This is a genomic window from Streptomyces sp. NPDC056480, from assembly GCF_042795405.1.
Taxonomy (GTDB): domain Bacteria; phylum Actinomycetota; class Actinomycetes; order Streptomycetales; family Streptomycetaceae; genus Streptomyces.
Map to the genome: position 1 here is coordinate 1 of NZ_JBHTSA010000025.1, position 21,937 is coordinate 21,937.

The window sequence follows — 21,937 nt, forward strand, 5'->3', positions numbered from 1 at the left end:
GCCCCGGGCGCCGTCGGCCGGCGCCGGGGCCGCTCGTCCACCGTCCGCTCGGCGCGTGGCCGCGTTACTTGACGAGGTAGCCGCGCAGGTCGTCGAGGACCAGGTTCGCCGCCGTCACGCCGAGGCCCAGGTACCAGGTCTCGTCCGGGACGTCCTCGGCCTGGCCGGCCTTGACGGCCTTGAGGTTCTTCCAGAGCGGGTTGGCCTGGGCGGTGTCCTTCTTGGTGGCCTTGGCCTCGCCGTACACGCCGGTGAAGATCCAGTCGCCGTCGGCCTCGTCGATCTTCTCCGGGCTGATCTCGGCGGCGAGCTCGTCGATCTGCTGGTTCTCGGGCCGCGGCAGGCCGGTGTCCTCGAGGATGGTGCCGATGAACGACGCCTTCGCGTACAGGCGGATCTTGCCGGGGAGGTAGCGGACCATCGAGACGGTCGGCTTGTTCGGGCCGATCGCCGTGCCGAGCTCCTCGGCCTTGGTCTCGTACGCCGCGAGCTTCTCCTTCGCCTCGGCGGTCCTGTCGAGCGCGGCGGCGTTGAGGAGGTAGTTCTCCTTCCAGGTGAAGCCCGGGCGGATGGAGAACACGGTCGGCGCGATCTTCGACAGCTCGTCGTACTTGTCCGCGGCGCGCAGCTGGCTGCCGAGGATCAGGTCGGGCTGGAGGTTGGCGATGGCCTCGAGGTTGAGGTTGTTGATGGTGCCGACGGACTTCGGGGTGCCGGCGTCCTTCTGGAGGTAGGCCGGGATGCCGTCGTCGCCTTCGGCGGGGGCGTAGCCGACGGGCTTGATGCCGAGGGAGACGACGTTGTCGAACTCGCCGACGTCGAGGACGACGACCCGCTTCGGGGCGGCCGGGAGCTCGGTCTTGCCGAGGGCGTGCGTGAGGGTGCGCGGGAACTGGCCGGCCTTGGCGTCCGTGCCCATGGCCGCGGTCTTCGCGGCGGCGTCGCCGAAGTCCTTGCCGCCGGTGGCGACGTCCTTCTTCTTGCCCGTGCCCTCCTTCGTGGAGGCGTCGGAACCTCCGTCGCCTCCTCCGCAGGCCGCGAGCGAGAGCGCGGCGGCGAGGGCGACGACGGCGGCGGTGCCGCGGCGGCGGAGGGACATGAGAAGGCTCCTGTACGTGTCCTGGCGGGGAGACGGGCGCGACCGGGCCGGAGTCGTGGGGGCTCCGTCCGGGGCTGCCGGCCGGAGTCGTGGATTCCGTCCGGAGCACGCCGGCCGGAGTCACAGCCTCCGTTTAGGTTCGCCTTACCTTACTCATCACGGGCAACTCCAGCACACCCGCCCCCCACCCCTCAGCCGAACCGCCGCACAGCCACCCTTATGTGTGAAGTGACCCTGCTCGTGTTGTTCGGCTGGAAGTGCGAAAACTAGCTTCATGGCCGGAGGTGACGAGTCGATGACAGCGTGTGCCATCGAGACCACGGCCGAGGACGACGACCGCGACGGGGAGCACCCCGGCCGCGGCGTCCGGCCGGCGGAGTTCACTACGGGTCTCACGATCACGGCGAACGGCGCGTACGCGGCCAGGCTCGCGGGCGACGGGGACGCCCTGTACGCGGAGCGGTGGACGCTCGACGGCCCCGAGCCGTACGCCGTCCCGCTCCCCCTCGACCAGCCGGAGGAGCCCGGCACCCAGCTGCTGCCCCTGGCCGACGGCCGGGTCCTGGTGGCCCGCCGCGTGGACGGGCGGCGGAACACGTTCTCGCTGCTCTACCCCACGGGACCGGCCACCGGGGAGCTCCGGCTCGGCGCCGTGGAGGCCCCCGGTTCGGAGCGGCTGGTGCTGCTGCCGCCCTCGCCGGACGGCGTCTGCGCGTACGCGATGTGCGTCGGCCCCGACACGACCACGCTGTGGCTGGTCGCGGGCGGGGCCTTCGGTCCCGAGCAGGTCGCGGAGGTCAGGGGCCGGTGCGCGGGCGGGGTGTGGCTCGACCGTGCGGGCCGGATACTCGCGCTCGACCGGCGGCTCGACGACGGGCCGGTGAAGGCGGTCGCCGTCGACCTGGAGCGGGGCGGCGAGGTGACGCCGCTGCTGCAGATCACCGAGGGCAGCGACGACCGGCTGCTCCTCGCGGACCCGGACAGCGGGCTGCTCCTGATCCGTTCCGACGCGCCGTCACCGGGGCACCACCGGCTGGGCTGGGGGGTGCTCGGCAGTCTGCTGCCGGTGCGCTTCCCTGAGTGCCTGCGGCTCGACGACGCGGCGCTGACGCCGTTCGCCGTCCAGCCGGGGCAGGTCCTGATGCCGGAGACCTGTGCGGTCGCGCTGCGCATCGACGCGGCGGGCGGCAGCTGGGTGGGGACGTGGCAGCCGACGGCCCGCCGGATGGGCCAACTGGCCGCACCGGTGGGGTGGCTCGCCGGGGCCGGCCTGTGGACGGCCGGGGGCGTGCTCCGGCTGCCGTACGCGACGGCCGGGGCGCCCTGCGGTCTCGCGGACGTGGAGGCGCCTCCGGAGCCGGAGCCCGACGCGGTCGCGACGGCGGCTTCGGCGGGGGCTTCGGCGGGGGGCTGCGCGGGAGCGGGCGCGGGCGTCGAGGAGCCCCGGGTGTGCCGTCCCGTGCCGTTGCAGCAGGCTCCGCTCACGGACGGGAAACCAGCTGGCTAGACTCTCGGGCTGCACAGCACGACCGATGTCAAACGGGGTGAGTTCGACCATGTCGGAGAACAGCACGAACGGGCAGGAGCCGAACGGCTCCGGAAAGCACCGCGGGGACGCCGCGCCGACGGAGGACTCCGCGTCCTCCCCGCACGGCCGTCACCGCCGCGAGCCCGTCTCGCAGTAACGAGCAGGAACGAGCAGTACCAGGCAGGGCGAAGGGCCCCGGGTCACCCCCGGGGCCCTTCGTCCTCCCCACCGTCCCCCGGCCGGGCCGCACCCCGGCCGGCGGTCACCCCCGGCCTCAGCCCTTCTTCAGGCCGAGGACCTCCGAGGCCGCGAAGGTCTCGCCCGCCGGGCGGGACGCGTAGTGCGGGGTCAGGAGGCCGTCCAGTTCCTCGTACGTGAACGCCTCCTTGGCCGTGTCGAACTTGGCCGCCACCCGCGGCCGGTCCACGATCGCGACCATCCCGCCGTGCACGACGAGCAGTTGCCCGCTGACCCCGGCCGCCGCCGGGGAGGCGAGGTAGCCGACGAGCGGCGCCACGTGCTCCGGGGACAGCGGGTCGAGGTCGCCCTCGGCCGCCGGCTCGGCGAAGCCCGCGAAGACGTCCTCGGTCATCCGGGTGCGCGCCCGGGGGCAGATGGCGTTCGCCGTCACCCCGTACCGGGCGAGCGCGAGCGCCGTGGACGTGGTCAGCCCCACGATCCCGCCCTTCGCGGCCGCGTAGTTCGGCTGGCCGGCCGAGCCGGCGAGGAAGGCCTCGGAGGAGGTGTTGACGATCCGGCCGTACACGCCGGTCTCCCCCGCCTTCGCCCGGCTCCTCCAGTGCACCGCCGCGAAGTGCGTGGTGTTGAAGTGGCCCTTGAGGTGGACCCGTATGACCGAGTCCCACTCCTCCTCGCTCATCGAGAAGACCATCCGGTCGCGCAGGATGCCCGCGTTGTTGACCAGGACGTCCAGCTTGCCGAACTCGGCCACGGCCAGGTCGATCAGGGCCCGCGCCGTCTCGAAGTCGGCGACGTCGCCGAGGTGCGCGACCGCCCTGCCGCCCGCCGCGCGGATCTCCGCGGCGACCTCCTCGGCGGGCGCGGCGGAGGCCGCGCCCGAGCCGTCGCGCCCGGGCTGGCCGTAGTCGTTGACGACGACGGCCGCGCCGAGCCGGGCCAGTTCCAGGGCCTCGGCGCGGCCGAGACCGCGCCCGGCGCCGGTGACGATCGCGCTCAGACCCTCAAGAGGGAGTGACATCTCGCAGAAGTCCTCTCAGATCTCGATGCAGGTACGGAGGGCCGCGCCGGTCCGCATCTGCTCCAGGGCCTCGTTGATGCCCGCGAGCGGTACGCGGTGGGTGATGAGGGACTCCAGGTCGATGCGGCCGGCCCGCCAGAGCGCGATGGCCCGCTCGTAGGAGCGGAGCACGTCGCCGCCGCCGTACATGGAGGGCAGGATCCGCTTCTCGTCGAAGAACAGCTCGAACATGTTGAGCTGGAGGTTGTCGTCCATCGCTCCGGCCCCGACGACGCAGAGGGTGCCGCCGCGCCGGGTGTTCTCGTACGCGGTGCGGGCGGTGGCGGACTTGCCGACGACCTCGAAGACGTAGTCGAAGCCCTCGCCGGCGGTGATCCGCTGCTTGGCGTCGGCGAGCGCGTCCGGGGCGACCGCCTCGGTGGCGCCGAAGCGCAGCGCGGCCTCGCGGCGCGACTCGACGGGGTCGACGGCGACGATCTGGGCGGCGCCCTGGAGCTTGGCGCCCTGGATCGCGGAGATGCCGACGCCTCCGCAGCCGATGACGGCGACGGACGAACCGGCCTCCACCTTGGCCGTGTTGATGGCGGCGCCGAGGCCGGTGGTGACGCCGCAGCCGATGAGGGCGGCGATGTCGAAGGGCACGTCGTCGGGGATCGGGACGGCGCAGCCCGCGTCGACGACGACCTCCTCGGTGAAGGTGCCGGTGCCGGCGAAGCCGAAGACGTCACCGCCGGGGCGCTTGAAGTTGGGCGTGCCGGCGTTCATGAAGCCGGCCAGGCAGAGCTGGGTCTGGCCGCGCTTGCAGGCGGGACAGCTGCCGCAGGCGGGCAGCCAGCAGAGCAGCACCCGCTGGCCCTGGGTGAGTCCGGTGACGCCGTCGCCGACGTCGAGGATCTCGCCCGCGCCCTCGTGGCCGGGGATGAAGGGGGCGGGCTGCGGGAGGACGCCGCTCATCGCGGAGACGTCGGAGTGGCAGAGGCCGGTGGCCCGGACCCGGATCTTCACCTTGCCGGGGCCGAAGCCCACCGCCTCGACGTCGTCGACGACTTCGAGCTTGTCCTGGCCGATCTCGTGCAGTACGGCTGCGCGCATGGTGCGGCTCCAATCAGGCGATCAGGCGTGTTCGACGAGGGTGTCGGCGAGGACCGGGGCGTCGTCGCGCTCCACGGCCGTCACCGCCACCTGGACGCGGCCGTCGCCGGCCCACATCCGGATGCGCAGGGTCTCGCCCGGGAAGACGATCCCGGCGAAGCGCGTGCGGTACGAGCGGACCCGGGCGACGTCCCCGCCGAGCACCGTGTCCACCACCGCCTTGAGGGTCATGCCGTACGAGCAGAGCCCGTGCAGGATCGGCCGGTCGAAGCCGGCGAGCTTGGCGAACTCGGGGTCGGCGTGGAGCGGGTTCCAGTCGCCGGAGAGCCGGTAGAGCAGGGCCTGTTCCTCGCGGATCGGCCGTTCGACGGTGACGTCGGGCTCGCGCTCGGGGAGCGCGAGCCGCTCGGAGGGGCCGCGGTCGCCGCCCCAGCCGCCTTCCCCGCGGACGAAGATCTGGGCGTCGCTGGTCCAGAGCGGGCCGTCGGCGTCGGAGGCCTCGGAGCGCAGGACGAGGACGGCCGCCTTGCCCTTGTCGTACACGGCGGCGACGCGGGAGGTGGAGACGGCGCGGCCGGAGACGGGGACGGGGCGGTGCAGGGTGACCGTCTGGCCGCCGTGCAGGACGGCGGCGAGGTCGATGTCGATGCCGGGGGCGGAGAGCCCGCCGACGACGCCCATGCCGGCGCCCGCGACGGTCGCGAAGCTGGGCAGGACGTGGAGCTTGGATTCGAGGGTGTAGCGGAGCTCGTCGGGGTCGGTCGCCGTGCTGCGCTCGCCTTGGGACGAGCCGGCGCCGAGTCCCAGGTGGTAGAGCTGGACGTCCTTGTGGTCCCAGGAGATCTCGGCGCTGCGGGGTTCGGCGGCGACGGCCTTTGCGGGGTCGATGGGCATCGGGCTGCTGCTCCTCGTGGCGGTGAAGACCTCGGCGCGGCCGTCCGCACCGTCGGCCGCACCGAGGCCGTGCGGGGACCGTCCCGTACGCGGCCGTTCTAGAACGCGTTCTAGGTCGGTGGTCCCCATGTATAGCCCAGGCGGGAAGAGTTGGGAACCCTCCCGGCGGCGATCACCTGACGGTACGTCAGGAGCCCGGCCCGGTACATTTGTCACGGCCAGGTCCGTACACGAGCGCCTGCCGGGCGAAGGCCCCCGCTTCGTACCGTCGACCTCATGACGAAGGACCTGACGAACGAACCCGCGGTCGCCTTCCGGGCCGCGACGAAGACGTACGGCGCCGTCCGCGCCGTCGACGGGATCGACCTCACCGTCCGGCGGGGCGAGACGGTGGCGCTGCTCGGCCGCAACGGCGCCGGAAAGTCCAAGTTCGGCGAGGACGGTGTGAAGGGGGCGACGGTGTGAGGGGGGCGACGGTGAGGAACATCCGGCGAGGCATCAGGGCGCTGCGCGATCAGCAGCAATGGGAGCGGGGCCCGAACGGGCTCAGCCTCCTCCCCTGGCTGCTGATGGGCCTGGGCGCGCTCTCCCACCTGCTCGGCGGCCAGGCCCCGAACCCGTGGATCGGTGGCCTCGGGCTGTTCACCTTCAACACCCTCTACATCGCCATCGTCTTCCGCGCCTGCCACCCGCCCAGCCGGGAGACGCCACTGACCTGGGGGCTCCTCGCCATGCTCGGGGTGCTGACCTTCGCACTCGCCATCGGTTACGGGAGGGAGTGGCTGCTCCTCTTCCCGCTCCTGGGCCTCGCGGTCGGAGCCGTGGTGCGGCACGGGAGGCTCCTGCGGTGGGTCAGCCCCCCGCTGGTCGTGGCGGTGGGGGTGGTGACCTTCTGGCGGGACGGCTGGGACTCCATCGGCGTCGTGTACGGCACGTTCATGTCCGTGATGGTGACGGCGGCGATCCTCGCGCTCGACGAATCGGTCCGGCAACTGCGGGCGACCCGGGAGGAACTGGCCACGGCCGCCGTCGAGAAGGAACGGCTGCGGTTCTCCCGTGACCTGCACGACCTGCTCGGCCACACGCTCTCGGTGATCGTGGTCAAGTCGGAGGTCGTACGCCGGCTCGCGCCGCGCGACCTCGACGCGGCCCTCGCCCAGGTGGCGGACATCGAGGCGGTCGGCCGGCAGGCGCTCACCGAGATCAGGGAGGCCGTCACCGGCTACCGCGAGGGCAGCCTCGCCACCGAGCTGGACCGGGCGCGCGACGCGCTGTCCTCGGCCGGCATCGAACCGGTCGTACGCCGCTCGGGCCCGCTCCTCGAACCGCAGACGGAGGCCCTGCTCAGCTGGGTGGTACGGGAGTCCACGACGAACGCGGTGCGGCACAGCGGCGCGTCCCGCTGCGTGATCGCCCTGGACGGCACCCCCGACCGGGTCCGCCTCACCTTCACGGACGACGGCCCGGGCCCGGGCCCCGCGCACCGGCCGCCGACGGCACCCCGGGCAGCGGTCTGCGGGGCCTGCGCGAGCGGGTCGCGGCGGCAGGCGGCACTCTTGACTCGGGACCGGCTCCGCGGGGCGGGTTCCGGGTCACCGCGGAGCTCCCCACGGAGACCCCCGGGCCGCACGAGTGCGAGGGGGAGCCGACGACATGATCCGTCTGCTGCTTGCGGAGGACCAGGGGATGATGCGCGGGGCGCTGGCCCTGCTGCTCGGGATGGAGCACGACATGGAGGTCGTCGCTCAGGTCGGGCGGGGTGACGAGATCGTGGACGCGGCGCTGCTGGCGCGGCCCGACGTCGCGCTGCTCGACATCGAACTGCCGGGCCGCTCGGGTCTGGACGCGGCGGCGGACCTGCGCGGGCAGGCCCCCGACTGCCGGGTCCTGATCCTCACGACCTTCGGCCGCCCCGGGTATCTCCGCCGCGCGATGGAGGCCGGCGCCGCCGGCTTCCTGGTGAAGGACGGCCCCGTGGAGGAGCTGGCCGAGGCGATCCGGCAGGTCCTGCGGGGTGAGACGGTGATCGACCCGGCCCTCGCTGCGGCGGCGCTCGGCGCGGGCCCGAACCCGCTGACGGCCCGTGAACGGGACGCCCTGGCGGCCGCGGTGGACGGCGCGACGATCGCGGACATCGCGGCGGCCCTCCACCTCTCGGAGTCGACGGTCCGCAACTACCTCTCGTCGGCGATCGGCAAGACGGGCACGCGCAACCGCATGGAGGCGGTCAGGGCGGCCCGCCGGCAGGGGTGGCTGTAGCTCCCGGGGTCTAGCGGCCCTCGATCGCCGCCGCCCGCTGGGCCCCGAAGTTCATCACATAGGCGTCGAAGACCGTGGCGTCCTCGTACGCGAGCAGCGTCTCGTCGTTGTACTTGAGCGCCGTCGTCGTGTAGGTGTGACTGCCGGTGAAGACGATCTTCTTGTTCACTCCGCCGTCGTACGTGCCTTCGACCAGCAGGTACTTGGTGTGGGAGTCGGAGCCGCCGCGCTTGTCGTTGTCGAGCTGGTGCAGCGTGATGCGGCCCTTGCCCGTCACGGGCCTGGTCAGCCAGTTGGCCACCTGTCCCATGGGCTTGTCGTCGGCCGTCCAGTTGTCGAGCGACCGGTAGACGATCTCGATGTCGCACCCGGAGTTCGCCAGCTCCCACAGCTTCCTGGCCACCTCGGTGCGGGTGATGTGGCCCTGCGCGATGCGGATCCTCGTACGGCCGTCCGCGGTGCCGACGCCCGGGGAGTTCCCCGTGCAGGAGTCCGGGGTGCCGACCGGCGCCACCGTCGCGAGGATGTCGACGACGGTGTCGGTGGTGGACCGCGGGAAGAAGTGGACCTTCGCCTTGCCCGCCTGGGTGTCGTGCGCGTAGTCCGCGACCTGAGGCGTCTGCCCGGCGGCGGCGGCCGCCAGGTCGTCGGCGTACCGGGTGTACGCGGCGAACAGCTCCGTGTTGCCGACGACGGTCAGCGCGTCGTTCCACCAGTCGTCGGTGTCCTGGCTCGTGAGGTTCCCGGAGCCCTGCACGACCACGTCGTCGACGAACACGTCTCCCTTGCCCTTGGTACGGGAGAACAGGAAGAACTTGTTGTGGTTGACGTTGTCGTACGTGCCGTTCGGGTCGGCCGCCGTGGTGCCAGGGTCCAGCGCCAGGCAGGCCTCCTCCGGCTTGCAGGTCCGCACCCAGGAGTCGGGGCCGCCCGCCGGGTCCGCCAGCCGGGTCTTCAGCGTCTCGAGCCCGGTGGACCTGCTGTCGGCGTCGACGACCACCTGGACGGTGACGCCCCGCTTGTGGGCGTCGCCCAGCTTGTTGGCCAGGTACACCGACTGGAACAGGTACAGGGAGATCCGGATGGACGACCCCGCCTCCGCGCCGTCGACGAGCCCCGCCAGGTGGGAGAGGATCCGCCCTCTGGCGGAGGCGTCGGTGCTGTTCGGGTCGTTGAACACGGCGCCGGTGGTCACGGCCAGGACCGGTTCCGCCGAGGCCGACGGTGCGACGAGGAGGGACGCGCCGACGGCCAGCACGGTCACGGAGGTCCTGAGCTTGTTCTTGATCGATATCACCGGGGCATTGTCACCCGCGGCCGGCCACCGGCTTGGCCGGCCTGGGGAGCCACAGGAGCATCAGCACCGCCGCCGCGATCAGCACGCCCGTCGCCACCCGGAAGGCCATCGCGTACCCGGGGACGAGGGACGAGGGGTCCGGTGCTCCCGAGGTGACGGCCGGGGTGGCCGCCGCGGCGATCGTCGAGAGGACCGCGAGGCCCAGCGCGCCGCCCATCGTGCGTGAGGTGTTGACCAGGCCCGAGACGAGGCCCGCGTCGGACGGGGCGGCACTGGAGGTGGCGAGGGCGGCCAGCGGGGTGGTGGCCAGGCCGATGCCGGCCATCATCAGGACGCCGGGGCCCAGGATCGTCCCGAGGAACGTGCCGTCGGCCGTGAGCGTCGACTGCCAGGCGAAGCCCGCCGCCCCGATCAGGGCGCCGATGACGGCGAGGTTCCGGGCGCCGACGGCCGGCATCAGGTGCGGGGCCAGCTTGGAGCCCACGACGACGCTGAGGGAGCTGGGGACCAGGGCGAGACCGGCCTGGAGCGGGGTGTACGCGAGGACGCTCTGCGCGTAGGTGGTCATGAAGAACCACATGCCGAAGGAGGTCGAACCGCACAGCAGGATCGCCACGTTGGCCGCCGACACCGCGCGCGTACGGAAGATGCTCAGCCGCATCAGCGGCTCCGCCGTGCGGGCCTCCACCACCACGAAGACGCCGAGGAGCGCCAGACCGCCGAGGAGCGTGAGCAGGGTCTCCGGGGCCGTCCAGCCCGCCTCCTCGGTCTGGACGATGCCGTACGCGAGGGTGGCGAGCCCCGCGGTGACGAGCACCGCGCCGGGCAGGTCGAGGCGGCGGCCCGCGCCGGTGCGGGACTCGCGGAGCCAGAGCAGCGCGCCCGCGAGGACGAGGACGCCGACGGGGACGTTGATGAGCAGGACCCAGCGCCAGGACAGCAGGTCGACGAGGACGCCGCCGACGAAGCCGCCCGCGGCGCCGCCGGCCGCGCCGACCGCGGTCCAGGTGCCGATGGCCCTGGTGCGGGCGGCCCCGGCGGGGACGGCGGCGGTGATCAGGGTCAGCGTGGCGGGCGAGAGGACGGCCGCGCCGAGTCCCTGCACGGCGCGGGCGGCGACGAGTTGCCAGCCCTCCTGGGCGAGGCCGCCCGCGACCGAGGCGGCGGTGAAGAGACCCAGCCCGAGCAGGAACATCGCCTTGCGCCCGTAGAGGTCGGAGGCGCGCCCGCCGAGCAGCATGAAGCCGGCGAAGGCGATGGCGTAGGCGTTGAGGACCCATTGCAGACCGAGCGCCGAGAGTCCGAGGTCGGTCCGCATCGACGGCAGCGCCACGTTCACGACGGAGACGTCGAGGACGACGAGGAACTGGCCCGCGCAGGCGGTCAGGACGACCGCCCAGGCGCGGGGCGTGGGGAGGGACGGGGTGGTGGAGGTCGTCCGTGCGGAGTCGGTCTGCGGCATGGGTGTCATGGTCGCAGACCGCATCCGCCCCGTACATGGGGAGAAGGTCCTACGACCTGCGCAGCAGCGTCACCACCGCCGCCCCGCCCAGGCCGATGTTGTGCGCGAGCCCGACCCGCGCCCCCGTGACCTGCCGGGGCCCCGCCTCGTCCCGTAGCTGCCAGACGAGTTCGGCGGCCTGCGCCAGGCCCGTCGCGCCCAGCGGGTGGCCCTTGGAGATGAGGCCGCCCGAGGGGTTCACGACCCAGCGGCCGCCGTACGTCGTCGCGCCGGACTCGACGAGCTTGCCGGACGCGCCCTCCTCGCACATGCCGAGCGCCTCGTACGTGAGGAGTTCGTTGACGGAGAAGCAGTCGTGGAGCTCGATCACGTCGACGTCCTCGATGCCGAGCCCCGAGCGCTCGAAGGCCTGCCGGGCGGCGGCCCGGGACATCGGGCGGCCGACGGCGTCGATGCAGGAGCCCGAGGCGAAGGACTCCTCGGTGTCGGTGGTCATCGCCTGTCCGGCGATCTCCACCGCCCGGTCCCGCAGCCCGTGCTCGTCGACGAAGCGCTCGGAGACGACGAGGGCGGCGGCCGCGCCGTCCGATGTGGGCGAGCACTGGAGCTTGGTGAGCGGCCGGTGGACGGTCTTCGCGGCGAGGATCTCGTCGACCGTGTAGACGTCCTGGAACTGGGCGTTCGGGTTGTTCGCCGAGTGCCGGTGGTTCTTGGCGCCGACGGCCGCGAGCTGCGCCTCGGTCGTGCCGTACCGCTCCATGTGCTCGCGGGCGGCGTTGCCGAAGATCTGCGCGGTGGGCGGGCTCGCCTCGAAGCCGTGGCCGGCGGCCATGATCCCGTAGTGCCGGGCGACGGGCGAGGTCGTGAAGTCCCCGGCCCCCGATCCGCCGCCGAGCGCGCCCCGGCTCATCTTCTCGAAGCCGAGCGCGAGGACGCAGTCGGCGATGCCGCCCTCGACGAACTGGCGGGCGGTCATGAGCGCGGTGGAGCCGGTCGCGCAGTTGTTGTTGAGGTTGTAGACGGGGATGCCGGAGAGCCCGAGTTCGTACACGGCGCGCTGTCCGGCGGTGGAGGCCTGGAAGCAGTAGCCGACGGCGGCCTGCTCCACGCGCGCGTAGGGGACGCCCGCGTCGGCGAGGGCGGCGGTCCCGGCCTCCTTGACCATGTCCCAGTACTGCCAGTCCCTGGTCTCGGGCTTCTCGAACCTGGTCATCCCGACGCCGACGACGTACGCCTTGGTGGTCATCTCGGTTTCCCCCTCAGTCTCGCGGCAGGCCGAGCAGCCGCTCGGCGACGACATTGAGCTGTACCTGGGTGGTGCCGCCCGCGATGGTGAGGCAGCGGGACATGAGCAGTCCGTGGACGGCCCGTTCGCCGGGGCCCTCGCGCACGGCGCCTTCGGGGCCGAGGAGTTCGAGGGTGAGTTCGGCGAGCTTCTGCTGGTGGAGGGTCTGGACGAGCTTGCGGACGCTGGCGCCCGCGCCGGGTTCGAGCCCGGACACCTGGAGCAGGGTGGTGCGCAGGCCGATGCACGCGAGCGCGTGCGCCTCGGCGAGCAGGGCGCCGATCCGTACCCGTACGGAGCTGTCGACCCGGTCCGCCCGGGCGATGACGGCCTCGAGGCCGGTGTCGAAGGCGACCTGGTCGGCCATGTGGACGCGTTCGTTGCCGAGGGTGTTGCGGGCGACCCGCCAGCCGTCGTCGACCTCGCCGACGACGGCGTCGGCGGGGAGGATCGCGTCGTCGAACCAGACCTCGTTGAAGAGGGACTCCCCGGTGATCTCCTTGAGCGGCCGTACGTCGATCCCGGGGGTGTTCCGCATGTCGACGAGGAAGTAGGTGAGGCCCTTGTGCTTGGGGGCGGCCGGGTCGGTACGGGCGAGCAGGATGCCGTGGTGGGCCCACTGGGCGGCGCTCGTCCACACCTTCTGGCCGTTGATCCGCCAGCGGCCGTCCTCGGTGCGCTCGGCGCGGGTCCGGAGGGAGGCCAGGTCGGAGCCGGCGCCGGGCTCGGAGAAGAGCTGGCACCAGAGGCGCTCGCCGCGCAGGGTCGGGCCGAGGTGTTCCTCCTGCTGGGCGGGGGTGCCGTGGGCGAGGAGGGACGGCACGACCCAGGTGGCGATGCCGAGCCCGGAGACGGTGATCCCCGCCTCGTCCAGGGCGCGCTGGACGGCGAGCTGCTGGAGGGGGCCGGCGCCGAGACCGTACGGCTCCGGGAGGTGCGGGGCGGCGTAGCCGGTGGGGGCGAGGACGCGGCGGGCGGCGGCGGGATCGAGCCCGGCGGCGGGGGCGACGGCCTCGCGTGCGGCCTCGCGGTACGGGTCGGCCTCGGGCGGCAGGTCGAGGCGGAGGCCGCGCCGGACGCCGCCGGCGGCGTGCCGGAGGGCGGCGAGCCGGTGCCGGTCGCCGGTGCCGAGGAGCTGGCGGGCGACGAGGGCGCGGCGGAGCAGCAGGTGGGCGTCGTGCTCCCAGGTGAACCCGGTGCCGCCGAGGATCTGGATGCAGTCCTTGGCGCAGGTGAACGCGGTGTCGAGGGCGGTGGCGGCGGCGAGCGCGGCGGTGAGGGAGCGGGCCTCGTCGTCCCCGGCCCTGGCGGCGTCCCAGGTGAGGGCGCGGGCCTGTTCGAGCCGTACGAGCATGTCGGCGCAGAGGTGTTTGACGCCCTGGAAGCGTCCGATGGGGCGGCCGAACTGTTCGCGGGTCCGGGCGTGTTCGGCGGCGGTCTCGACGGCGCGGGCGGCGGTGCCGCAGGCGTCCGCGGCGAAGAGGACGGCGGCGAGGTCGTGGACGAGGGCGGTGTCGAGGGGGAGCTCGCGGGCGGCGGGGACGTGGCGGGTACGGGCGGTGACCTCGGCGGTGGGGCGGGTGGGGTCGGCGCTCTCGTGGGGCCGGACGGCGAGGCCGTCGGTGTCGACGGCGAGCCAGACGGAGCCGTCGGCGGTGGCGGCGCGCAGGATGACGAGATCGGCCTGGGCGCCGCCGAGGACGGGGGGCGCGGCGCCGTCGAGGAGCCAGCCGCCGGTGGTACGGACGGCGGTGAGGGTGCCGGGGCCGGTGCTGCCCGGACCGCTCCCGGCACCGGAACCGGCGGGCCCGGACTCCGTACCCGGGCCGACGGGCCCGAACTCCGTGCCGGAGCCGACGGGCCCGAACTCCGTGCCGGTCTCGCCGAGTGCGACGGCGCCGATCCGCTCCCCGGACGCGAGGGCTCCGGCGAGTTCCCCGGCCCCGGCCCTTCGGAGCAGCTCGGCGGCGAGCACGGAGGGCAGCCAGGGCCCTGGCAGGAGCGCCCGCGCGGCCTCCTCCACGACCACGACGAGGTCCCCGAGGTCGCCGCCCCCTCCCCCGTACTCCTCGGGAAGGTGAACCCCGAGGAGCCCCTGCCCGGCGGCGGCGTCCCAGTAGGCCGGCCGCCCGGTGGCGGTGTCGGGGACGTCCAGGTGCTTGCGGACCTCCTCGGGCGGTACGGCGCGTCGGAGCCAGCCCCGGACGGATCGGGCGAGCTCCCGCTGGTCGTGCGTGATGGCGATGCCCATGCGCGGCAGACTAGAACACGTTCCATTCTGACGGAAGGTCAGATACGGGAATGGACGGAGGATCCGGGCCGGGAGTCCTGCACCATGAGCTCATGAACATCACCGACGTCCCGGACGACGACCCGATCCGACTGCTCGTCGGCCACGAGGTCAGCGCCGTGTCCTTCGTGCGCGACTTCGTCGAGCTGCACTTCGACGGCCCGGTGCTCCGGTGCCTGGCCGACCCCGTCGGGGTGTACGACGGCAGCGAGTGGCACTTCCCCGAGCCCGGCTCGCTCGACCTCATGCGCCGCTACATCGGCGAGACCGTCGACGGCTCCGAGCTGGATCCCGACCGGATCATCGCCCTTCGCTTCGGGCGGCACCGCTTCGTCGTCCCGCTGGACGACGGGTCGAGCGGGGGCCCCGAGTCGGCCCACATGGTCGGCACGGACGAGACCGGCCGCACGTCGATCCTCGGCGGCTTCTGGAGCTGGTAGCGCAGGATCCCGACACCGGACCGGCGTTGTCAGTGGTGCCTGCCACGCTGTCGGTACAGCGGAACGACCGCGCACGGAGAGAGCGAGTACGCCATGGGCACCTGGGACATCGGCCCCTTCGACAACGACACCGCCGCCGACTTCTCGTACCGGGTGGACGAGGCCCCGGCGGAGAAGAAGGCCGAGGTGCTGCGCACGGCCTTCCGCGAGGTGATCGAGACCGGCGACGCGTACCTGGACGCGGACCTGGCGGACGAGGCGATCGCGTCGGCGGCCCTGCTCGCGGCCCAGTGCCCCGGCGGCGACCCCGTCACCACCTCGTACGCCCCGAAGGACTCCCTGCCGCTCCTCCCGGCCGACCTGCGCCCGCAGGCCGTGACGGCCCTGGACCGGATCCTCACCGAGCCCTCCGAACTCCTCGAGCTCTGGGAGGAGTCGGACGGCGAGCAGTGGAAGGCGGTCGTACGGAAGCTGCGGGCGGTCCTCGCGGGGGCCTGACCGGTCAGCTCCGGGGGTCCGGCAGGTGGTCCTCCACGTGCTCCGGGCCGTAGCCGAGACGCCCGGCGAGCTCCAGGAACCGCGCGCGCCGGGCCCCCGTCACGGGGACGGCGTGCGCCGAGAGGAGCTGGAGGAAGAGCCGGAAGCCCAGATCGGGATCGACGGTGGTGACGACGTCCGCGAGGAGCGGCACCACGGCGCGCACGTCGGCAGGCTCGCCGTGCCCGGCTTCGCGGAGCTCCCGCAGGACGGCCTCCGCCGCATCGGTCCGAGCCGGCGAGACGTACGGCAGGTAGCAGGGGTCCACCGCGGTCAGCAGCTCCCGGCACTCCGCGGCGACCAGCTCGAACCAGGCCCGTACGTCGGCGTCGAACTCGTCCTGTCCGGTGGCGTACGTCCGCCGGGTGACGGCCCGCCACAGCGTGCTCAGGGCCGTGTCGGGGAGGGGGGAGTCGAGGAGGCGGCGCAGGTCCTCCAGGAGGACGGCGGCGTACGATCCGGGCACGTCACCGTAGTCCGCGTCGATCACGCGCAGGACGTTCTCCCGCACGGTCCCCAGGTGCCGCCACTCGGTTCCGCGGAAGACGGCTGCCAGCATCTGCACGCCGAACCGGCCGATGCCGAGGTCCCGCCGCCCGGGGTCGACGGGCGGCCAGCGGACCTCCAGCGTCTTCTGGACGGCGTCCGGCGGATAGGCCAGCCGCCGGCCCAGCTCGGTCAGCCGGTCGTACGCGTCCTTGCCGAGGAGGACGGAGTAGGACTTCGCCACCCGCAGGAACAGCCGGAGGCCGAGGTCCGCGTCGGCCTCCCGCACCACCCGCAGCAGGGCGGGCACGGCGTCCGGCACGGCGACGGCGCGGCCGAGCCCGGCGGCGTTCGCCTCGATCTCCGCCGTCACGGCGTCCCGCAGCTCGTCCTCGGCGACGACCGGCCTCACCTCGTCGAGGCTCGCCACCTCGTACGGGTCGCGCTCCAGGTCCCGGGGCGGGCACGCGTCGGACACCCGGCGCAGCCAGGAACGGACGTCCGTGCCCTCCAGGGCGGGGTCGAAGCGGCGGCGCACGGCCGCCAGCCACACCGTGTGGAGCGCCCCGTCCGGCAGTCCCGACTCCAGGAGGATCCGCGCGTCCCGGCCCAGCTGGACGTCCTCGTCGGCCGCCCGCGCCGCGGCGAGTGCCAGTGTCACGTCCTCGTCGAGCCGGAGCCCGGTCCGGCCCGCCAGCGCTCCGGCGTACCCGCTGAGTCCGAAGTCCGCGCCGTAGTCGTAGTAGTAGACCTCGCGCACCCGTGCCATGCTCCCTCTTCCTCCGTGCTCTTGCGTGCCCGAACGGGAACGGGCACCCCTCGCCGGGAGGGGTGCCCGTTCCTCGTCGTCCCGTCAGCCTGCCGGACGGGGGTCCGGCGGCCCCGCTACTTCTTCTCCGGGAGCGGGTACGACGTGTACACGACGTACCTGCTCGGGTTGTGGGGCGGCTCGGCCTTCTTCGGAACGTACCGGAGAAGCACCCGGATGGTGTTGCTGGCGTCCTCCCCCGCCTCGGCGCCGTCCCTGCGCCACACGGTCCCGAGTGAGCCCTTGCCCTTCAGCGTCCAGTCGAAGGGGAGGCAGTCCCGTGACGCCACGAAGCCGTTCTTGTTCTGCGACTGCTTCCGCTGCCAGTTCTGGAACGTCGTGGCGTTGTCCCCGTGCTTGATCCACTCCTCGATCGCCTGCTTGACGGCCGAGGCCGCCGTCGCCTCGTCGGTCCACCTGCCCGCGATCCCGTCGACCCGGGCCTTGGCCCGCATCGCGTCGTCGGACGCGCGGACGTGGACTCCCAGGGTGTGAGCCCCGAACAGCCCCTCGTCCGCGATGATGTTGGTGCAGTTGTGGACGAGGACGTCCTGGACCCGCTCGTCGCCCCGCGGGCGCACGTAGAACGTGTGCGGGCCGTCGACCGTGAGGTCGTACACCGTGCGGGGCACGAGGCCGGAGCGGTCGCGCAGCGCGGTGACGGTCTGCTCCGTGCCCTGCGGGGTGCGGAGCCGGTCGCCGACGCGCAGCTCGGCGACGGTGGTCCAGCCGCGGCCGGGGACGAGGAACCGGTGGCCGATCGTGCTGGTGAGCAGGCCGCCGTCGACGGTGATGTCCACCAGGCGCTCGGTGTCGTGGCGGAAGGTGTCCGTCACGTCCTGCGGGCGCAGGCTGCCGGTGCGGGGGTCGGTGGTGAGGACCCGGTCACCGATCCGCACGTCGCGGATCGGCCGGTGGGAGCCGTCGGCCATGAGGACGCCGGTGCCGCCGGGGAAGCTGTTCGTGCGGCAGGCGACGAACACGTCCTCGTAGACGTTGACGGTGTCCTCGAGCCGGGCGATGGTCGCCGGGTCGAGGTCGAGCGCCCGCAGCGCGTTGAACGCCTCGCGGACGCCGACGCCGGTGTGCAGGGAGGCGTTGAACGCGTGGAGCGCGTCCCCGATCGCCTTGTACGCCTTGCCGGGGATGAACCAGGTCGCGGCCCAGGCGCAGCCGGCCCAGCTGCCCGACTCGCCGCCGGGCGCGATCTTGTGGGCGCACTCGATGAAGTCTCCGAGGAGGATCTTCACCGGGTCGATGCCGGAGTTGAACTCGGTCATCGACAGGGTGTGCGTGACCTCGGTCTTCTGGTCCTTGAGGACGTCGGAACTCAGGTAGACCACCGATGCGGACGGGCAGCCGGCCTGGGTCGCCGGCATGTCCTCCGCGGTGCACAGGAACAGGTCGATGTAGGCGTCGAAGTGGATGACGGCCGTGATCACGCAGTCGCCCACGTGAATGATGATGTTGCAGTTCTCCTTCTTCTTTATCTCCGGTTCACCGACCGGGACCATCTTGTCGACGACGTAGAAGACCCCGCCGACGCCGGTGGTGCCGCCTTCGGCGATCGAGTTGTTCTTCTGCGCGGCCTCGGCCCGGTCGGCCGCCGCCTGCGCCTCCTCGGCGTACTTCAGGGCGTCCTTGGCGGCCTGCTCCGCCTCGGTGGCGGCGGCATCGGCCCGGTCGGCCGCGGCGCGCGCGTCCTTGGCGGACTGCTCGGCCGCGGCTGCGGCCTCGCGGGCTGCCTGGGCGTCGAGGGCCGCCTGGTCGGCGGAGTCCCGGGCCTGTGCCGCGTAACCTTCGGCGCGTCCGGCGGCCTTGTCGGCAGCGGCGGCGTCCGCGGCGGCCTGGCGGTCGTACTCGACGGTCCGGGCCAGTGACTGCGTCGCCTTGGCGGCGGCAGCGGCGGCGTCGGCGGCGTAGCCGAGTGCCTCCTTGGAGTAGCCGCGGGCGGTCGCCGCGTGTCCCGCGGCGGTGGCCGCGTGCTGGTGGGCGATCTTCGCGTCGCCGACGGCCTGGTCGGCGATGCTCTTGGCGGCCACCGCCTCCGCCTGGGCGTTCTTGGCGTGGGCGTCGGCGACGGCCTTCTGCTGGTCGGCGACCGTCTTGGAACCCTGGCCGGTCAGGACGACGAGGCCGGCGGCCGAGTCGGTGGCGGCGTAGGGCGAGCCGAGCTGGATCGCGTCGTTGGCCGGCTTGGCGACCTGGAGGGCGGCGTTGCCGGCGTCCACGGCGGCCTGGGCGGTGACGTGGGCGAAGCCGGCGGCCTTCGCGGCGGCGGCGACGGCCTTGGCGGCCTCCTTGCTCGCCGCGTCCGCCTCGGCCTTGGCGGCCTTGGCGAGCTTCTGCGCCTCGTCGGCGAGCCGGACGGCGGCCTTGGCCTCGGCGGCCGCGTGCTCGGAGGCGTCGATGGCGTCGGCGGCGGCGCTGGTCGCGGTCCGCACGGCGGCGTCGGCCTTCAGCTTGGCTGCCTGGGCGGCGTCCGCGTGGGCGCGGGAGCGCTTGGCGGCGGCCTCGGCGCGGGTGGCCGCGGCATCGGCTTCCGATGCGGCCCGGGTGGCCGCGTCGGCCTCGCCGCGGGCCCGTCCGGCGGCCGCCTCCGCGTCGTCGGCGTGCCGCGAGGCCGCGTCGGCCGCGTCGCGGGACTCCTGGGCGTACCCGTCGGACTCGTGGGCCTGGGCGTACGCCTCCTTCGCGTCGGCCTTGGCGCGAGCGGCGTCGGCCCGCTGCTCGGCCTCCCAGGCGTCGTCCCGCTTGGCCTTGGCGTTGTCGCGCGACTTCACGGCGGCGTTCTTCTTCTCGACCGCCGTGTTCTCGGAGGCCTCGGCCGCCCTCCTGGCGTCGTCGGCCCGGACGGCCTCCGCCTCGGCGTTCTGCCGGTGCTGCGACGCCTCCCCCTGCTTGACGGCGGCGGTGTCCTTCTCCGCCTTCGCCGTGGCCTCCTCCGCCTCGGCCGCGAGCCGCTTGGCGTGCGCGTCGGCGGCGGCCGCCTTGGCGTCGCCCTCGGCCTTCAGCGCGAGGACGAGCTTGGCCTCCGCCGTCTCCTTGTCCTTCTTCGCGTTGTCGCGGTGCAGCTTGGCGCCGTCGGACGCCGCCTTCGCCTGCTCCGCGGCGATGCGCGCGGCCTCCTTGCGGAACTCGGCGTTGACCTGCGCGGTCTGCGCGAGGGCGCGCTGGGTGATGGTCGCGCTGTCGCCGGCCGCGGCCCGGGTGGCGGCCTCCGCGGTCTCGCCGGCCTTCACCATCGCGGTGAGCGCCGCGACGGCGCCCTTGGTGACCTGGGCCTTCTGCTGGCCGACGAGGAGGCCGCGGCCGCGCGGGGCGCCGGCGGCGTCCGCGATGCCGTACGCGGCCTGCACGGCCGTGTCGGAGGCGGTGGCCGAGGTCTTGGCCTTCTCCAGCTGGGCCTTCACCGTCGCCAGGTGCGTCTTCGCCGCCGCGCGGGCGTCGGCAAGGCCCTTGGTCGCGGCGTCGAACTGTGCCTTGACCGGGTACGGGGTGCTGCCCGCGCCCTTCTTGCCGTTCGGCTTGATCAGGTACTTCTGCGCACTGGTGTCCTTGCAGTCGAACAGCCGGGCGTCGGTGCCGACCGTGAAGGCGCTCAGGTCCAGGCACTTGCCGGTGCTGACGCTCCGCAGGGTGGAGGGGGCGCGAACGTCCGCCTTCCACGACTGGCCCTTGGTGCTGTAGCAGTCCGTGATCTGGATCTTCGTGCCGTTGGCCGAGGCGTTCCCCGCCACGTCGAGGCACTTGAACGAGCCGGTGTTGCGGAGGTGGAGGTCCTCCTCGCCGCCTTCGAGCGACCACTCCTGCGCGGCGCTGCCGTTGCAGGTGTGGATCTGGACCGGCGTGCCGTTGGTCTTGCCGCCGCCCTGGACGTCCAGGCAGGTGCCCTTCGCCCCTGGGACCTCGACGACCGTGTAGCCGTTGCCGATCCAGCCGACGCCGCCGGGGGTCCAGTGGTCCTGCCAGCGGGTGTAGTAGTCGGCGAGCCAGGACTGGCCGACGAGCATGCTGAGGCCGTAGGCGCCGTCCTGCAGCGCCTTGGCGGCGTCCTTGCCGGCGGTCAGGATCTGCTGCCGTTGGGCGGTCTGACCGGCTATCTCCTGCTGCCACTCGGACGCGGCCTGGGCGACCTGCTTGCCCAGGACCCGGTTCGGGTCGATCGGGTCGTGCCAGCCGCAGGCCCCGAAGCGGGCCTTGAGGTCCTCGACCGCGATGCGGAACTCCGCGGTGCCCGGCTCGGCGGCGGTACGGGGGAACCCGCCGGAGCCGAGGAAGATGCGGGCGTCATCGGCGAACACCCGGGGCACGAAGTACTGGTTGGGCTCGACCTTCCCCGAGTTCTTCTTCCACAGCGCCCACGCCTCCTGTTCCTTCGGCGTCCCGCCGGAGGTGTAGAGGGGGTCGCCGACGGCGAGCGCGGCGGCCTTCGTCTTGTCGTCGGCGGTCGGGGAGGACTCGTAGAAGGGGTTGAACAGGTTGAGCGGGTCCGAGTAGCCCTGGTACAGCCAGGGCAGCAGCCCGGTGCTGTCGAAGATCTTGCCCGCGTCCTTGGGCGCGTTGGGGTACGAGTCCAGGCTCGCGGCGCTGTTCCACGCGCTGCCCTGCTTCTGGACCTTGTCGAGCCACTGGTCCGTGAGGGTGCGGTCCTGGTTCCAGGCCGCGTGCAGCGGGGTCTTGTCGTCGAACATGTCCCGCTTCAGCTTCTCGTGGAGCTGATCGGGCGTCAGGACGAGGGCGCTCTGCGCGAGGGCGTACAGGTTGGGTCCGCCCATGCGCAGGGCCTCGGTGCCCATGCACTGGTCCTCGCGAAGCCGCTCGGCCGCCTTGACGTCGTAGCCGTCGTACGAGTCGGCGGTCGCGGCGACGGGCTCGACGTCCCGCACGGACAGGTCGGGCCGGACACCCAGACCGCCGAGGACGGCGAGCGCCGTGGCGGAGGTGAGGGCGGTGGTGAGAGTGGCGGACGAGCGTGATCGTGGGTTGAACAACCCCGGTTTGAACCGCACGGAAGGCTTCCTTCACAGCAGCGAACGAGGGCGGGCGGAGGATTCCCGGCGACGTTCACAGCGAGCGGGCATCGCGACGCGGCGACACCGATCCTCCCCGTGGCGGCACCGTTCCCCCGACCGCCGATGATGTGCGCGCGTCATGAGGGAAGGTCAGCTCCCGGACGCGCGGCGTTACTTAACCGCGAGTAACAAGCGCTCGGCAAGAGTGGGACATCACATCGGAGCG

15 protein-coding genes and 2 pseudogenes are annotated in these 21,937 nt (G+C 73.1%); 7 read left to right on the plus strand and 10 right to left on the minus strand.

Annotation, left to right across the window (positions count from 1 at the left end):
• Positions 1–64: 64 nt before the first annotated feature.
• Positions 65–1,099 carry an ABC transporter substrate-binding protein gene (locus ACFQ79_RS13880; RefSeq protein ID WP_383582618.1) on the minus strand — a complete coding sequence of 345 codons (1,035 nt, stop codon included), beginning with the start codon at positions 1,097–1,099 and terminating at the stop codon, positions 65–67.
• Positions 1,100–1,394: 295 nt separating this feature from the next.
• Here ACFQ79_RS13880 and ACFQ79_RS13885 point away from each other — a divergent pair, with 295 nt between their 5' ends.
• Complete coding sequence (locus ACFQ79_RS13885) at positions 1,395–2,606, plus strand: hypothetical protein (protein WP_383582621.1); 1,212 nt, start codon at positions 1,395–1,397, stop codon at positions 2,604–2,606.
• 49 nt (positions 2,607–2,655) lie between these two features.
• A complete protein-coding gene (locus ACFQ79_RS13890) occupies positions 2,656–2,784 on the plus strand; it encodes a hypothetical protein (RefSeq protein WP_383582624.1) in 129 nt (42 codons plus the stop codon).
• A gap of 117 nt (positions 2,785–2,901) precedes the next feature.
• Here the strand turns inward: ACFQ79_RS13890 and ACFQ79_RS13895 are convergent, their stop codons facing one another.
• Genes ACFQ79_RS13895 through ACFQ79_RS13905 form a run of 3 tightly spaced genes read right to left on the minus strand, consistent with a single transcriptional unit; the run spans position 2,902 to position 5,832 of the window.
• Entirely contained in the window at positions 2,902–3,846 is a 945-nt protein-coding gene (locus tag ACFQ79_RS13895; RefSeq protein ID WP_383582626.1) for a 3-oxoacyl-ACP reductase, read from the minus strand.
• 15 nt (positions 3,847–3,861) lie between these two features.
• On the minus strand, positions 3,862–4,938 hold the full coding sequence (locus tag ACFQ79_RS13900; RefSeq protein ID WP_383582629.1) for a Zn-dependent alcohol dehydrogenase: 1,077 nt from the start codon (positions 4,936–4,938) through the stop codon (positions 3,862–3,864).
• Between the two features lie 21 nt (positions 4,939–4,959).
• Positions 4,960–5,832, minus strand: coding sequence for a MaoC/PaaZ C-terminal domain-containing protein (locus ACFQ79_RS13905; protein WP_383582631.1), 873 nt, complete (start codon positions 5,830–5,832; stop codon positions 4,960–4,962).
• Positions 5,833–6,108: 276 nt separating this feature from the next.
• Between ACFQ79_RS13905 and ACFQ79_RS13910 the strand changes: the two are divergent.
• The 3 genes and pseudogenes from ACFQ79_RS13910 to ACFQ79_RS13920 all read left to right on the plus strand — a co-directional run.
• A pseudogene (locus ACFQ79_RS13910) lies at positions 6,109–6,258 on the plus strand (ATP-binding cassette domain-containing protein); the annotation flags it as partial.
• A gap of 59 nt (positions 6,259–6,317) precedes the next feature.
• A pseudogene (locus ACFQ79_RS13915) lies at positions 6,318–7,489 on the plus strand (sensor histidine kinase).
• Positions 7,486–8,091: a response regulator gene (locus ACFQ79_RS13920; protein WP_383582633.1), complete on the plus strand. Its 606-nt coding sequence runs from the start codon at positions 7,486–7,488 to the stop codon at positions 8,089–8,091. Before ACFQ79_RS13915 ends, ACFQ79_RS13920 begins: the two are co-directional and overlap by 4 nt.
• 10 nt (positions 8,092–8,101) lie before the next feature.
• On the opposite strand, the gene ACFQ79_RS13925 is transcribed toward ACFQ79_RS13920, so the two are convergent.
• Genes ACFQ79_RS13925 through ACFQ79_RS13940 form a run of 4 tightly spaced genes read right to left on the minus strand, consistent with a single transcriptional unit; the run spans position 8,102 to position 14,386 of the window.
• A complete protein-coding gene (locus ACFQ79_RS13925; RefSeq protein WP_383582635.1) occupies positions 8,102–9,388 on the minus strand; it encodes a phosphatidylserine/phosphatidylglycerophosphate/cardiolipin synthase family protein in 1,287 nt (428 codons plus the stop codon).
• Between the two features lie 10 nt (positions 9,389–9,398).
• Positions 9,399–10,850: an MFS transporter gene (locus tag ACFQ79_RS13930; protein ID WP_383582638.1), complete on the minus strand. Its 1,452-nt coding sequence runs from the start codon at positions 10,848–10,850 to the stop codon at positions 9,399–9,401.
• Positions 10,851–10,899: 49 nt separating this feature from the next.
• Entirely contained in the window at positions 10,900–12,096 is a 1,197-nt protein-coding gene (locus tag ACFQ79_RS13935) for a lipid-transfer protein (RefSeq protein ID WP_383582640.1), read from the minus strand.
• 13 nt (positions 12,097–12,109) lie between these two features.
• The gene (locus ACFQ79_RS13940; RefSeq protein WP_383582643.1) at positions 12,110–14,386 is read right to left on the minus strand and encodes an acyl-CoA dehydrogenase; all 2,277 of its coding nucleotides are present in this window, start codon (positions 14,384–14,386) and stop codon (positions 12,110–12,112) included.
• A 92-nt stretch (positions 14,387–14,478) separates the two neighbouring features.
• Between ACFQ79_RS13940 and ACFQ79_RS13945 the strand changes: the two genes are divergently transcribed.
• Positions 14,479–14,865, plus strand: a complete 387-nt coding sequence (locus ACFQ79_RS13945) for a hypothetical protein (RefSeq protein WP_383582646.1) — start codon at positions 14,479–14,481, stop codon at positions 14,863–14,865.
• A 93-nt stretch (positions 14,866–14,958) separates the two neighbouring features.
• Positions 14,959–15,363, plus strand: coding sequence for a DUF4259 domain-containing protein (locus ACFQ79_RS13950; RefSeq protein ID WP_383582649.1), 405 nt, complete (start codon positions 14,959–14,961; stop codon positions 15,361–15,363).
• Positions 15,364–15,367: 4 nt separating this feature from the next.
• Here the strand turns inward: ACFQ79_RS13950 and ACFQ79_RS13955 are convergent, their stop codons facing one another.
• Positions 15,368–16,657, minus strand: a complete 1,290-nt coding sequence (locus ACFQ79_RS13955; RefSeq protein ID WP_383582652.1) for a hypothetical protein — start codon at positions 16,655–16,657, stop codon at positions 15,368–15,370.
• Between the two features lie 116 nt (positions 16,658–16,773).
• Entirely contained in the window at positions 16,774–21,708 is a 4,935-nt protein-coding gene (locus ACFQ79_RS13960) for an RICIN domain-containing protein (protein WP_383582655.1), read from the minus strand.
• Positions 21,709–21,937 lie beyond the last annotated feature (229 nt).